This window comes from Blautia segnis (assembly GCF_014287535.1).
GTDB lineage: Bacteria > Bacillota > Clostridia > Lachnospirales > Lachnospiraceae > Blautia_A > Blautia_A acetigignens.
In genome coordinates this window covers 50,164-63,411 of the sequence record NZ_JACOOT010000003.1, presented here as the reverse complement: position 1 = coordinate 63,411, position 13,248 = coordinate 50,164, and the positions used below count along the sequence as shown (strand labels likewise).

16 protein-coding genes are annotated in these 13,248 nt (G+C 45.9%); 4 read left to right on the top strand and 12 right to left on the bottom strand.

The genetic code is table 11. The features are described from left to right. Nucleotides 1-99: 99 nt before the first annotated feature. Nucleotides 100-723 (top strand): DUF1836 domain-containing protein, encoded by a 624-nt coding sequence (locus H8S54_RS01025; RefSeq protein ID WP_021926155.1) that lies wholly within the window; start codon nucleotides 100-102, stop codon nucleotides 721-723. Between the two features lie 124 nt (nucleotides 724-847). Here the strand turns inward: H8S54_RS01025 and H8S54_RS01020 are convergent, their stop codons facing one another. Further along, nucleotides 848-1,174, bottom strand: a complete 327-nt coding sequence (locus tag H8S54_RS01020; RefSeq protein WP_021926156.1) for a YerC/YecD family TrpR-related protein — start codon at nucleotides 1,172-1,174, stop codon at nucleotides 848-850. 232 nt (nucleotides 1,175-1,406) lie between these two features. Here H8S54_RS01020 and H8S54_RS01015 point away from each other — a divergent pair, with 232 nt between their 5' ends. The 3 genes from H8S54_RS01015 to H8S54_RS01005 are packed head-to-tail and all read left to right on the top strand — an operon-like array spanning nucleotide 1,407 to nucleotide 3,537. Beyond that, on the top strand, nucleotides 1,407-2,096 hold the full coding sequence (locus H8S54_RS01015; RefSeq protein WP_186900712.1) for a YesL family protein: 690 nt from the start codon (nucleotides 1,407-1,409) through the stop codon (nucleotides 2,094-2,096). Beyond that, entirely contained in the window at nucleotides 2,093-3,022 is a 930-nt protein-coding gene (locus H8S54_RS01010; RefSeq protein WP_186900711.1) for a TIGR01212 family radical SAM protein, read from the top strand. The genes H8S54_RS01015 and H8S54_RS01010 overlap by 4 nt, the downstream gene beginning before the upstream one ends. A gap of 2 nt (nucleotides 3,023-3,024) precedes the next feature. Further along, the gene (locus H8S54_RS01005; RefSeq protein ID WP_021926159.1) at nucleotides 3,025-3,537 is read left to right on the top strand and encodes a DUF4364 family protein; all 513 of its coding nucleotides are present in this window, start codon (nucleotides 3,025-3,027) and stop codon (nucleotides 3,535-3,537) included. A gap of 24 nt (nucleotides 3,538-3,561) precedes the next feature. Here H8S54_RS01005 and H8S54_RS01000 read toward each other — a convergent pair whose 3' ends face one another. The 11 genes from H8S54_RS01000 to infC all read right to left on the bottom strand — a co-directional run bounded on the left by H8S54_RS01000 (nucleotide 3,562) and on the right by infC (nucleotide 13,049). Next, a complete protein-coding gene (locus H8S54_RS01000) occupies nucleotides 3,562-4,884 on the bottom strand; it encodes a replication-associated recombination protein A (RefSeq protein ID WP_186900710.1) in 1,323 nt (440 codons plus the stop codon). A 106-nt stretch (nucleotides 4,885-4,990) separates the two neighbouring features. After that, a complete protein-coding gene (locus H8S54_RS00995) occupies nucleotides 4,991-5,767 on the bottom strand; it encodes a polysaccharide deacetylase family protein (RefSeq protein WP_021926161.1) in 777 nt (258 codons plus the stop codon). Nucleotides 5,768-5,889: 122 nt separating this feature from the next. After that, the gene (locus tag H8S54_RS00990) at nucleotides 5,890-6,513 is read right to left on the bottom strand and encodes a cytidylate kinase-like family protein (RefSeq protein ID WP_021926162.1); all 624 of its coding nucleotides are present in this window, start codon (nucleotides 6,511-6,513) and stop codon (nucleotides 5,890-5,892) included. 68 nt (nucleotides 6,514-6,581) lie between these two features. Further along, nucleotides 6,582-7,292, bottom strand: a complete 711-nt coding sequence (locus tag H8S54_RS00985) for an ABC transporter ATP-binding protein (RefSeq protein ID WP_117850803.1) — start codon at nucleotides 7,290-7,292, stop codon at nucleotides 6,582-6,584. Nucleotides 7,293-7,307: 15 nt separating this feature from the next. After that, nucleotides 7,308-8,066 (bottom strand): ABC transporter ATP-binding protein, encoded by a 759-nt coding sequence (locus H8S54_RS00980; protein WP_021926164.1) that lies wholly within the window; start codon nucleotides 8,064-8,066, stop codon nucleotides 7,308-7,310. Between the two features lie 2 nt (nucleotides 8,067-8,068). Then, nucleotides 8,069-9,142 (bottom strand): branched-chain amino acid ABC transporter permease, encoded by a 1,074-nt coding sequence (locus tag H8S54_RS00975; RefSeq protein ID WP_117850924.1) that lies wholly within the window; start codon nucleotides 9,140-9,142, stop codon nucleotides 8,069-8,071. Nucleotides 9,143-9,152: 10 nt separating this feature from the next. Beyond that, the gene (locus tag H8S54_RS00970; protein WP_117850805.1) at nucleotides 9,153-10,037 is read right to left on the bottom strand and encodes a branched-chain amino acid ABC transporter permease; all 885 of its coding nucleotides are present in this window, start codon (nucleotides 10,035-10,037) and stop codon (nucleotides 9,153-9,155) included. A 279-nt stretch (nucleotides 10,038-10,316) separates the two neighbouring features. Then, nucleotides 10,317-11,477, bottom strand: coding sequence for an ABC transporter substrate-binding protein (locus H8S54_RS00965; RefSeq protein WP_186900709.1), 1,161 nt, complete (start codon nucleotides 11,475-11,477; stop codon nucleotides 10,317-10,319). A gap of 393 nt (nucleotides 11,478-11,870) precedes the next feature. Then, nucleotides 11,871-12,227 (bottom strand): 50S ribosomal protein L20, encoded by a 357-nt coding sequence (gene rplT, locus H8S54_RS00960; RefSeq protein ID WP_117850812.1) that lies wholly within the window; start codon nucleotides 12,225-12,227, stop codon nucleotides 11,871-11,873. A gap of 40 nt (nucleotides 12,228-12,267) precedes the next feature. After that, nucleotides 12,268-12,465 carry a 50S ribosomal protein L35 gene (gene rpmI / locus H8S54_RS00955; protein WP_173765903.1) on the bottom strand — a complete coding sequence of 66 codons (198 nt, stop codon included), beginning with the start codon at nucleotides 12,463-12,465 and terminating at the stop codon, nucleotides 12,268-12,270. 89 nt (nucleotides 12,466-12,554) lie between these two features. After that, complete coding sequence (gene infC, locus H8S54_RS00950) at nucleotides 12,555-13,049, bottom strand: translation initiation factor IF-3 (protein ID WP_117850820.1); 495 nt, start codon at nucleotides 13,047-13,049, stop codon at nucleotides 12,555-12,557. Nucleotides 13,050-13,248 lie beyond the last annotated feature (199 nt).

Sequence of the window (13,248 nt, the reverse complement as noted above, 5' to 3'; positions counted from 1 at the left end):
ATAGTTTCGGTTTCCCTCTTCCATTTTTACAGAAACTGAAAAAAACAGTTTACAAGTAGTTTTAAAAACTATATAATAGGGAGCAGAGGTGATAAAAAAATGACAGAAGACGATAAATCCGTATTCAGAAGCATTCTGGACCACATTTCCGGAATGGATTATATAAAGCCGGAAGATCTCCCGAACATTGATCTTTACATGGATCAGGTCACAACCTTCATGGAAGATCAGCTTGCATCCACCAAGCGCCACGAGGACGACAAGATCCTCACCAAGACCATGATCAACAATTATGCGAAGAACAACCTGCTCCCTTCCCCGGAGAAGAAGCGTTATTCCAAGGATCATCTTCTCATGCTGATCTTCATCTATTATTTTAAGAATATTTTGTCCATCACAGACATCCAGAAGCTTCTGGGTCCTATCACGGAGAAGTATTTCAAGGGCGAGCCAGGCAAGGACATGACCTATGTATATAATGAAGTATTCGGCATGGAGAACCGCAAGATCGACCAGCTGATCAAGAATGTCCTCAAGGACTACCGTTTCTCCAGCGCTACCTTCCAGGATGCAGACGAGGAGGACCAGGAATTCTTAAAGCGCTTCAGCTTTATCTGCCTGATGAGCTTCGACGTCTACATCAAGAAGATGATCATTGAGAAAATGATCGATGACATCTCCCCCGCAGAGGATAAATCCTCCAAGAAAACAAAAGAGAAATAAAACTTCTCTCCCTACACCGCCACAAAACCCGCGAATCACCATCCAATGATCCGCGGGTTTTCTTTCGTGCATGTAAGTCCTGTTCTATTGTCTGTCATTTCCAGAGCGGGAACTTCAAAGCTCCTTATTCGTCCTTCTGGTCCAGCGGACGATTCTGCTCCTTCTTCTCTTCCATTCTCTTAAATACCATGTCGTAGCCGTCATTACCATAGTTCAGGGAACGGTTTACACGGCTGATGGTCGCTGTGGAAGCACCTGTCTTCTCAGAGATGTCCAGATAAGTTCTCTTATCCATCAGCATCTTGGCAACCTCAAATCTCTGGGATAAAGAAAGAAGCTCATTAATGGTACACACATCCTCAAAGAAAGTGTAGCACTCTTCCTTATCCTTCAGACAAAGTATGGCCTCAAAAAGATGGTCAACTGCCTCAGTTCTGATATTTTTACTCATTTCGCTACTCCTTTTTCTATCTTTAATTGTTGCTATTCTATTTTCAATAATTACTATTTTAACACGCTAACGTGTGATAAGCAAGCAATTTCGAGAATATTTTTTTTGTGAAAATTTTATACATTTTGATTTTCAAATTGCTTTTTTTCCACAGATTCGTTATACTATTGCATAAGCTATAACGCCGGGACTGATTCCGGCTTTACAACAAACAGAAAAGAGGAGTATATGAATGGATCGTTTCTTCAACATGGATAACAAATTTTTCACCTTTATGAGCAGAGTAGCAGATCTTATCATTCTGAATATTCTGTGCATCGTCTGCTGTATCCCAATTGTTACAATCGGCCCTTCCATTTCTGCCATGTTCTATGTCACAATGAAGATGGTACGCAATGAAGAATCCTACATTGTACGCGGCTTTTTCAAATCCTTTAAGCAGAATCTGAAGCAGGGCATCGTCATCAATCTGATCATGCTGGCTGCCGCATTTCTCCTTGCCATTGACATCAGCATCTGCCGCGGCACAGCAGGCTCCCTTGGCAAGGTACTCCTGGTGATCTTCATGATGATCCTGGTGGTTTACCTGATGCTTTTCATGTACATCTACCCGGTACTTGCCAAATTTTACAACACCATCAAGAACACCTTTACCAACGCATTTTTGATGTCCATCCGTCATCTTCCTTATACAGCACTGATGATCCTGATCTCTGCTGCACCGACCCTGGCATTCTTTATTCCAAGCGCCCAGCTCCAGTCTACCGTGATCCTGCTTCTGGTGCTCCTTGGATTTTCCGGAATTGCTTACATCAATTCACATTTCTTTGTGAAAATTTTTGACAAATACATCCCGGAGGAAACCAGTGAACCAGATCCGGATTGTGTAGTAAATCACAGCCAGGATCCTGATGTGCGATGAATAACTGGAACAGCAAGCCCTATCATTCCCTTGACTATATGCTGCGGGAACGGTTCGGGGAAAAGGTTTACAAGGTTACACTGAACGGAGGCATGAGCTGTCCCAACCGGGACGGCACCATCGGGCACGGCGGCTGTATTTTCTGCAGTGAAGGGGGCAGCGGAGATTTCGCCGCAAGCGCAGCCCTTTCCATCACCAGGCAGATTGACAGCCAAATTGAAATGCTGTCCGCCAAGCGTCCAATCCACAAATATATTGCCTATTTCCAGGCATATACCAATACCTATGCTCCGGTTCCTTATCTGGAGCGGATTTTCACGGAAGCCATTTCCCATCCAGGGATTGTGGCGCTTTCCATCGGCACCCGTCCAGACTGCCTGGGAGAGGATGTGATAGAACTTCTCTCTCGCCTGAATAAAAGAAAGCCCGTCTGGGTAGAGCTTGGACTGCAGACCATCCATGAATCTACTGCCGCCTATATCCGCCGGGGCTATCCTCTTTCCTGCTTCGAGGATGCACTTTGCAGGCTTCGAAAGGCAGGACTTGAAGTGGTGGTGCACACCATTCTCGGACTTCCGGGGGAAAACAGGGAAGATATGCTGGCAACTATGGATTACTTAAGTGCCTGTGACATCCAGGGCATTAAGCTGCAGCTTCTCCATGTTCTGAAAGGCACCGACCTTGCATATGATTATCTTGCCGGGAAATTTAAAGTGTTGGAACGAGACCAATACATTGACCTTGTAATCGACTGTCTGGAGCATCTGGACCCGTCCATTGTGATCCACCGGGTTACCGGGGACGGCCCAAAAGATCTGCTCATTGCACCTTTATGGGCAAGCCGCAAAAGAGAAGTCCTCAATCTTCTTCACCACCGATTGAAGGAAAGACAGAGTTTTCAGGGAAAAGCCAGAAAGGAGGCTTGAAAATGGCAACACCATTTACTGTTTACAAGCTGATCATTTTATATATGCTTCGAAATTCATCCTCTCCCATTACCAATTCCGAGATTTCTGAATTTATTCTGGACCGGGAATACACCAATTATTTCCATTTGCAGCAGGCTCTTTCCGAGCTTGAGGAGACGGAGCTGATCGAGAAGCGTACCATTTCCAATACTTCCTATTATTATCTCACTGAAGATGGCAAAAACACGCTTACCTATTTTGAGAATGATATTTCCCAGGACATCCGCACCGAGGTGCTGCAGTATTTAGCTGCCAGAGGTGCTTCCGCCAAGAACCAGGTTAAGGCTCCTGCGGACTACTACATCAATAACCAGGGGGAATATGTGGTGCACCTGCAGCTTTTGCAGAAGGGAGCTTCCGTGATTGATCTTTCTCTTGCGGCACCATCCCTTACGGCAGCCAAGGCAATGTGTAAGCAATGGCCGAAGAAATACGAAGAAATATATGCAAAAATAATGGAGGGGCTTCTGTAAAGCTCCTCCATTTTATTACCACTTCTACTGTTTATTTCTTCGTATAAATTCCATATGCTCTTTCAATTTCTTCTCATATCCCATATCGGACAACTCATAGAATTTCTCATCCTTAATTTCATCTGGAAGATACTGCTGCTGTACATAGTGATTCGGATAATCGTGGGCATACTTATAGCCGATTCCATGACCCAGCTTCTCATGCCCGCCATAGTGTGCATCCTGGAGATGTACAGGCACTGTGGTCTTGGTGCGCTTCACGCTGTTCATCGCTGCAAAGATCGCATTCACAGCGGCGTTGCTCTTCGGCGCGCATGCCATATAAGCAACAGCCTGGGAAAGGATGATCTGGGATTCCGGCATGCCTACCCGCTCTACTGCCTGCGCCGCAGCAGTTGCCACCACAAGGGCCTGGGGATCTGCATTTCCAATATCTTCGGAAGCAAGGATCATAATACGTCTTGCAATAAACTTCACATCTTCCCCTGCATACAGCATCTTCGCAAGATAATACACTGCAGCATCCGGGTCTGAGCCGCGCATGCTTTTAATGAATGCGGAAATAATGTCGTAATGGTTATCTCCGTTCTTATCATAGCGTACCACACGCTTCTGGATACACTCAGAAGCCACATCCAGTGTAATATGGATCTTGCCGTCATCAGACCTGGGAGTCGTCAGAATCCCCAGCTCTATGGCGTTTAAAGCGCTTCTGGCATCTCCTCCTGCCATATCTGCAAGAAACTCCAGGGCATCCTCGTCCAGAACTGCTCCATAGCTTCCCATGCCTTTCTCTTTGTCATTGACAGCCCGAAGAATCAGTTCCTTAATCTCCGAAATTTCCAGCGCCTTCAGTTCGAACACAATAGACCGGGACAAAAGAGCCCCGTTTACCTCGAAATAAGGATTCTCTGTAGTCGCACCGATCAGGATAATGGTGCCATCCTCCACAAATGGCAGAAGATAATCCTGCTGTCCCTTATTGAAGCGGTGGATCTCATCGATAAAAAGGATGGTCTTCCTTCCGTACATGCCAAGGGCATTCTGAGCCTGCTTCACCACCTCTTCCATGTCCTTCTTGCCGGCTACAGTGGCATTGATCTGGGTAAAATCTGCGCTGGTGGTATTGGCGATGACCTTGGCAAGGGTGGTCTTGCCGGTTCCCGGAGGTCCGTAAAAAATAACAGAAGTCAGCTTATCTGCCTTAATTGCCCGGTAAAGCAGCTTATCCTTTCCTACAATGTGCTGCTGCCCTACAACTTCCTCCAGACGGGTAGGACGAAGCCTGGAAGCCAGCGGCGACTCATTCTCCATTGTCTTTGCTTTTGCATATTCAAATAAATCCATGTATTTTCTCCATTTTTTGTTTCTTACTCAGATGTATTATACCGCACATTTGTTCTAATTATAATCCATCTTCCCAATTTAGGCAAATCTTTTTCTTTGCATTTTCTCACGGCAGCACCAGTTCATCCACAGTCACAAACTCATACCCCTGTGCCGTCAGCAGATCCACGATCTGAAGGGCTGCATCCACAGAGCTCTGATATGCGTCGTGCATCAGAATCACCGCCCCATCCTCAATCTCTGATTCCACGATCTGCATCACCGCATTCACATTCTGGCTTTTCCAGTCCAATGTGTCAATGTCCCAAAGAACCGGAAACATGTTCACATAAAAGTCCAGATTCTTCTGCCACTCCCCGTAAGGCGGACGAAGCCACATGGGATATTCTCCTGTGATATCGTAAATTTCCTGATTGGTGGCTTCGATTTCTGTTCGGGCTGCCTCCTTGGAGATTTTGCACAGCTCCACATGGTTGTAGGTATGGTTCCCGATCAGATGTCCTTCTGCCTGCATCCGCTTCACCAGTTCTTCTTTTCCCTCTATATTTTTCCCCATAAGAAAAAAGGTGGCATGGACGCCTCTTTCTTTCAGTCCCTCCAGAAGCAGGGGCGTATACTTGCTGCTTGGACCATCATCGAAGGTCAGAGCTACCCTTTTCTTTTCCTGAACCAATCCCCGGTTCTGATCAAAATCTGCCTTCGCGTCTCCGTTTTTTGCTGCATTTGTCAGCTGTACGGCTTCCTCTCCCGCCGTTCCCGTCTCCCCTTCCTTTTCCAGAATAGCTCCAGCCCCCAGCCTTGCGCACAAAAGAACCAGAACCAGCCCCTGCACCCACATCACCAGATGCCCTGTTTTTACTTTCATCTCTTCGCCGCCTGACATCTGTCTTTCCTGATAATATATGTGGATTTTCTTCAGACTATGAAAAGAGCACCGACAATTTCTTTTTTGAAAAAGCCGATGCTCTGTGATTCTTCTTATTTCAGTTTGCCCAAAGGAAGAACTTATTTGTTCTTCAGCATGTTCAGCTGGTTCTCGATTTCCTCGATGCACTTGTCATAGCCAAGCTTGCTGCTGTCCAGGCACAGGTCATACTGGGTGGCATCCTTCCACTCCTGGCCTGTAAATCTGCGGTAGTACTCGTCCTTGCGCCTGTCATCCTTCTGAAGGAATTTCTCAATCTCCCTGGTACTCATGCTCAGCTTCTCAGCAGCTTTTTCCATACGGAAATCCCAGTTTGCATGAACAAATACGCGAAGTACATTTGGATAATCCTTCAGCACAAAATTAGCACATCTTCCGATGATCACGCAGGATTCCTTCTCCGCCAGCTCGCGGATCACTTTTGCCTGATAATTAAACAGGTTTTCATCAGAGGTAAAATCCTTGCTCTGAGGCGGAATCAGCTCTCCGCTGTAAATTCCTTTTTTGCCAAACAGCGGGCGTCTGGCACTTGTGTACTCGTCCACTCTTCCGAAAAGAGTCTCGTGAATACCGCTGTCCTCGGATGCTATGCGGATGATGTCCTTGTCGTAATATCCAATTCCTAATTTCTTCGCAAGCATTTCACCTACGGTACGTCCGCCGCTTCCGTACTGTCTTGCAATGGTAATTACGAAATTGTCCATATTTCTCCTCCTTATTATCCCGGCAAAGCTCCTTTTTGCTGCCTTGCCGGATTAATTTTCAAATGGATTTATTCTCCAAGATAAGCCTTCTGTACAGCCTCATCATTGAGCAGGTCGCTTGCTTTTCCACTCATGGTGATCTTGCCGGTCTCAAGGACATAAGCACGGTCTGCGATGGAAAGTGCCTTCTTGGCATTCTGCTCTACCAGAAGTACAGTGGTGCCGCCTTCGCTTACCACACGGATAATATCGAAAATTTCATTTACAAAAATCGGAGAAAGCCCCATGGAAGGCTCGTCCATTACGATCAGTCTTGGCTTGCTCATAAGGGCACGTCCCATGGCAAGCATCTGCTGCTCACCGCCGGAAAGAGTACCGGCGCGCTGTCCTTTACGCTCTTCCAGTCTTGGAAAACGCTTGTATACGCCGACAAGGCTCTCCTGGATCTCTGCCTTGTCCTTACGTGTATAAGCACCCATGATCAGGTTCTCATAAACACTTAAGTCTGCGAATACGCGGCGTCCTTCCGGAACATGTGCGATTCCCATCTCAACGATCTTATGTGCCGGAACTTTGGTAATATCTTTTCCTTCAAAAACAACGGAACCTTCTTTTGCGGAAAGAAGTCCGGTAAGAGTCTGCAGTGTAGTGGTTTTTCCTGCACCGTTGGCACCGATCAGGGCGATGACCTCTCCCTGGTTTACCTCAAAGGAAATTCCTTTCAGAGCCTGAATTACACCATAATATACGTGTAAATCCTTTACTTCCAACATTGCCATTTCTATATTTCCTCCTTATTCGCCCAGATATGCAGTAACAACAGTCGGGTCTTTGAGAACCTTAGAGGTCTCGCCCTGACAGAGAACCTGTCCGAAGTTCAGTACGGTCAGCTCCTCGCAGATACCGCCAACCAGCTTCATATCATGCTCGATCAGCAGGATCGTCATGTTAAAATGGTCTCTTACAAAGCGAATGGTATCCATCAGCTCCTGTGTCTCATTGGGGTTCATACCTGCTGCAGGCTCATCCAGAAGAAGAAGCTTGGGATCTGTGGCAAGTGCTCTGGCGATCTCCAGCTTACGCTGTTTACCATAAGGGAGGTTTCCCGCAAGAAGCTCTGCTTCCTGATCCAGGTTAAACACCTTCAGGATCTCCATGGCACGCTCGTTCATTTCTTTTTCCACCTTGAAGTACTTTGGAAGTCTTAAGATTCCGGTAAGGGTGGAATATTTATGATGGTTGTGCAGGCCTGCCTTAACATTGTCCAGCACTGTCATATCCTTGAAAAGACGGATATTCTGGAAGGTACGGGCAATTCCTGCCTTGTTGATGTCGATAATGCTTTTTCCTGTAATGTCCTGTCCGTCCAGCTTGATGATTCCCTCATTAGGCTTGTATACACCTGTGAGAAGGTTGAATACCGTTGTTTTTCCGGCACCGTTTGGTCCGATCAGGCCGTACAGCTCGCCTTTCTCAATTTTCATATGAAAATTATCTACAGCGTGAAGACCGCCAAACTGGATGGAAAGATTGTTTACCTCTAACATTGCCATAATTAAGCCGCCTCCTTTTCTTTGCCATGACCTTTGATCTTCTCAACAATACGGCTTCTGAAATCTCTTGCAGCAGGAGCCCAGTTGAACAGCATCATTGCGATCATAACGATTGCATAGATCAGCATACGGTATGTGGAGAATCCACGAAGCAGCTCAGGAAGTGCATAAAGCACGATGGTTGCGAGAATGCTTCCGCGAAGATTTCCCATTCCTCCAAGGATGACATATACCAGAATGGTAATGGACATATTGTAATCGAAGATGGAAACCTTCAGCATGGAAAGGTTGTGGGCATAAAGCACGCCAGCCACTCCTGCAATTGCAGCGGAAATGGTAAATGCAAGCAGCTTGTTCTTTGTTACGTTGATACCGATGGACTCGGCTGCGATACGGTTGTCACGGGTTGAAGTGATAGCACGTCCGCTTCTGGAATTTACCAGGTTCTGGATTACGAAAAGCACGATCAGGATCAGGATCACGCCGATCAGGAAGAAATAATCCTTGATGTCTTTGTAAAGGGTGGAAGTTCCGGAAACTCCAAGGGCACCCTTGATGATCTGCTTTCCGCCTGGATCCAGCTTCAGGTTGGCTGCGCTTGTTGCAACATGAAGCCCTTTGTCATCTACGCCAACATAGAGAATGTTGATCAGGTTCTTGATGATCTCACCAAATGCCAGGGTTACGATAGCCAGATAGTCACCGCGAAGTCTCAGTACCGGAATACCGATGAGAACTCCAAAAACAGCAGCAACCACTGCACCTACCAGGATTGCAAGGATCAGTCTTGGAACAGACGGGATCAGATCACTGGTAACATGGGAAAATACAGCACTGGAATAAGCTCCAACGCACATAAAGCCAGCATGTCCAAGACTCAGCTCTCCGGAATAACCAACTACCAGGTTCAGGGAAAGGGAAGCGATGGTGTAAACGCAGATGGGAACCAGAAGTCCGGTAAGCAGTCGGGACAGGTTTCCGGTTGAGGAAAGGATCTGTACCACTGCGAAAATGGCGATTACCATGCCATATGTAATAAAGTTATTCTTTGTTGTTTTGTTCACTGTCTTTTTCATATCGGCCACCTCATACTTTCTCCTGGATGTTCTTGCCGAACAGTCCAGATGGTTTTACAAGCAGCACGACGATCAGAACTGCAAACACGATGGCGTCTGCAACCTGAGAAGAAATATATGCCTTACTGAAGATCTCGATAACTCCAAGAAGGATTCCTCCTACCATGGCTCCCGGGATAGATCCGATTCCGCCGAATACGGCTGCTACGAATGCCTTGATACCAGGCATGGCTCCTGTATATGGAGTCAGAGTCGGATATGCAGAACAAAGCAGAAGGCCTGCGATTGCGGCAAGTCCGGAACCGATTGCGAAAGTAAGGGAAATGGTTGCGTTTACATTGACACCCATCAGCTGTGCAGCGTCGCGGTCCTCAGAGACAGCCTGCATGGCACGTCCTGGTTTGGTTTTCTTTACGAAAAGCTGAAGGCCGACCATAATTACGATACATACAAGGATAGTTACGATGGTAACACCTTTGACGGTAAGCTGTCCGCCGAAAAGTACCAGTGACGGAACATTGATAACCGGAACGAAACTCTTGGCATCTGCGCCGAAGATCAGAAGGGCCAGGTTCTGAAGCAGATAGCTGACACCGATGGCGGTGATCAGAACTGCCAGGTTGGATGATGCTTTACGAAGAGGTCTGTAGGCAACTGCCTCAATTACAACACCTGCTGCGGTACAGATCACTACGGAAAGGATGATTGCCAAAATTGGTGACATATTGGCTTTGGTGACTGCTGTCAGGATTACAAATGCTCCAACCATGATAACGTCGCCATGTGCGAAATTCAGCATTTTTGCAATACCATATACCATTGTATAGCCCAGGGCGATGATGGCGTAGATACTGCCCAGGCTGATACCATCTTTTAAATAGGATATAAAACTCATAATGCACCTCTTAACTGGATTTTTTCCATGAGCGTGTTTGAAAATTCATTCCCGTTCTTTTTCCACTGTAATCTTTTTATGTTGCCTCGAATTTGAAAAAGCGGAAGTAAATTTTCAGACACGCTCCAGTTATTTTGTAAGTTATTTTTCATAGTGCAAAGAAGGAGACGGACCCACAGGTAACCGTCTCCCCTTTGCTAACGGCCATCCCCTGCGCAATCAGGGAAATGGTTAAGACTCTGCCGGCTGCCCGGCATATTGTCCTGTATTCTTATGAAATTACTCCATAGAAGCGTAAACGCCGTCTTTGATCACATAAGCCTTAGGAGCTTTATCGCACTCGCCGTCCTCTGTCCATTTAGCTTCTCCTGTAAGACCGTTTACAGTGATGTTCAGCATGGAAGCGGAAAGAGCTGCGCTGATGTCCTCGTTGGACATATCCGGTGTAATACCAGCATCATCTGCTGCTGCTTTCATAGCGTAAAGTACATCATATGCATCTGCTGCGAACTGGTTTGGTGTCTCACCGTTGTTCGCATCGCCGTATGCTTTTACGAAGTTTACAGTTGCCTCATCCGCGCCTGTTGCGGAGAATGGTGTCAGAAGCATAACGCCTTCTGCAAGGGATGTATCGAAGTTCTCAACGTTCAGGATACCGTCCATACCGTCAACACCGAAGATCTTCATGTCAAGACCAAGGTCATGAGCCTGCTGAAGGATCAGTGCGTTGTCTGAGTAGTAGTTCGGCAGGAACAGAAGCTCTGCGCCGCTGTCTTTGATCTTGCCAAGCTGTACGGAGAAGTCTGTGTTGTTGTCTGTTGTGTAAGCTTCATCAGCTACAACCTCAAGGCCATAGTCACCGCATGCTGCAACGAATGCATCATGTACACCGGAGTTGTAGTCAGCCATGGAATCATAAAGAGTTGCTACCTTTGTAGCAAGTCCGTTCTCGGAGATGTACTCAGCAGATTTGGTTCCCTGCATCGGGTCTGTGAAGCACATACGGAACTCATTGTCACCAGCTGTGATGCTGTCTACTGCTGTTGCAGATGGTGTGAAGAGGAATGTGCTGTCAGCTGCCTCTGCACCTACTGCGATACAAGCACCGGAAGTAACGGTACCGCAAAGCATCTGCATACCCTTGTCAAGAAGGTCGTTGTATGCATTGACAGCTTTCTCCGGATCTCCCTGATCATCGCCGGCATCAAGAATCTCTACCTGATATCCGTTGAATCCGCCGTTTGCATTGATCTCATCTGCTGCAATCTTCGCTGCGTTATATACGCCATTACCATACTGTGCATAGTCTCCTGTCATAGGTCCGATGACACCAATCTTGAAGGTTTCCTCGCTCTCTGCAAATACGGATACAGGTGTTACAGTGGATACTGCCATTGCTGCGGCTGCAGTAATGCTGAGTACTTTTTTCAGATTTCTCATAATAAATCTCCTCCTTAATTTATGTAAGAGTTTCTGTCATCTCGCCTTCCGATAAGTCTACCACCAACGGATAATAGAAAAGCCCACTGGTGGTTTCCCAGCCGGCTTTGGCTTCCATAACTTCTTCTCTTTACCACTTTAATGTTATGATTATAGCATCCTGCTTTTTTGATTGCAAGAGAAAATTTTATAATTTTTTAAGAATTAGAGAGGAAAAATCCGTTAAATTAACCAAAATACGCCATTTTTGTTATTTCTGCGGCGCACAAACGTGCGCTGTCAAGCACACATAAATATTTTTTGTATTATTTTGTTTTAAATAGCAGTTCTAAATTTCTGTATAAAAAAGGGAGATGGTTTCCCATCTCCCGTAAAAGTATCTTCTTAATGTAATTAAGCGATTGCTTTCTTAGCGATCTCAGCAAGTGCTGCGAATCCCTGAGCATCGTTTACAGCCATCTCAGCAAGCATCTTTCTGTTGATGTCGATGTTTGCAACTTTAAGGCCGTGCATCATTTTGCTGTAGGATAATCCGTTCATTCTTGCAGCAGCGTTGATACGTGCGATCCAGAGCTGTCTGAACTGACGTTTCTTCTGCTTTCTTCCAGCATAAGAGCTGGTAAGTGCACGCATAACAGACTGTTTTGCTACTCTATACTGTTTGGAACGAGCTCCTCTGTAGCCCTTTGCCAGTTTTAATACACGATTATGTTTTTTCTTTGCGTTTAATCCGCCTTTAATTCTTGCCATTTCTTATTTTCCTCCTGTTCGTCTTCTTCTATGCTATATCTTATAAATACGGTAATGCTTTCTTCATGCTCTTAACATTAGTAGAATCAACAACAGCAGCTTTTCTAAGATTTCTCTTTCTCTTCTGAGATTTCTTTGTTAAGATATGGCTCTTGTAAGCTTTATTTCTTACTAATTTTCCTGTTCCTGTTTTTTTGAAGCGCTTTGCTGCTGCTCTACAAGTTTTAATTTTTGGCATTGTAATTTCCTCCTTAATATCGTATCTATTTAATGTCCCTCATCCAGCCTGGCCGAACCCTTCCGGTCTCTCCAAATGAATGCAACATCCTAGTGTTTCTGTGCTAAAAACATTGTCATGCTTCTGCCTTCTACCTTAGCTGCCTTCTCAACTACGGCAACGTCCTTCAGCATCTCGGCAAAATCATCCAGAACATGCTTGCTGCTTGACATGTGTGCCATCTCTCTTCCGCGGAAGCGAAGTGTTACTTTAACTCTGTCGCCCTTGGTAAGGAATTTGCGTGCCGCCCCAGCCTTTGTGTTCAGGTCATTGGTATCAATATTTGGTGAAAGACGCACTTCTTTGACATCGATGGTCTTCTGCTTCTTCTTGGCTTCTTTTTCTTTTCTGGCAAGTTCGTAGCGATATTTACCATAGTCAATGATTTTGCATACCGGCGGCTTTGCCTGTGGGGCAATCTTTACTAAATCAAGCTCTGCCTCCTGAGCCTTGGCCATAGCTTCTCTTGCGGACATGATTCCAAGCTGTTCTCCGTCCGGACCAATTAAGCGTACCTCTTTGTCTCTGATTTGTTCGTTGATCATTAAATTGCTAATTGTTGTGCACCTCCATACCTGATAGATGATCTGTTCTGTTCCAGTTTCTAACCCCTGGACTCTCATTCCCCTTCGCAGGAAATTCCTGCCTCATACATGACTTCCTGTTCTTATGCTTCCTCAAACATAAAAAAAGTGCGGACAGAATCCACACTTCTCCTATTACACCCGCGAACTAAGTCACGCG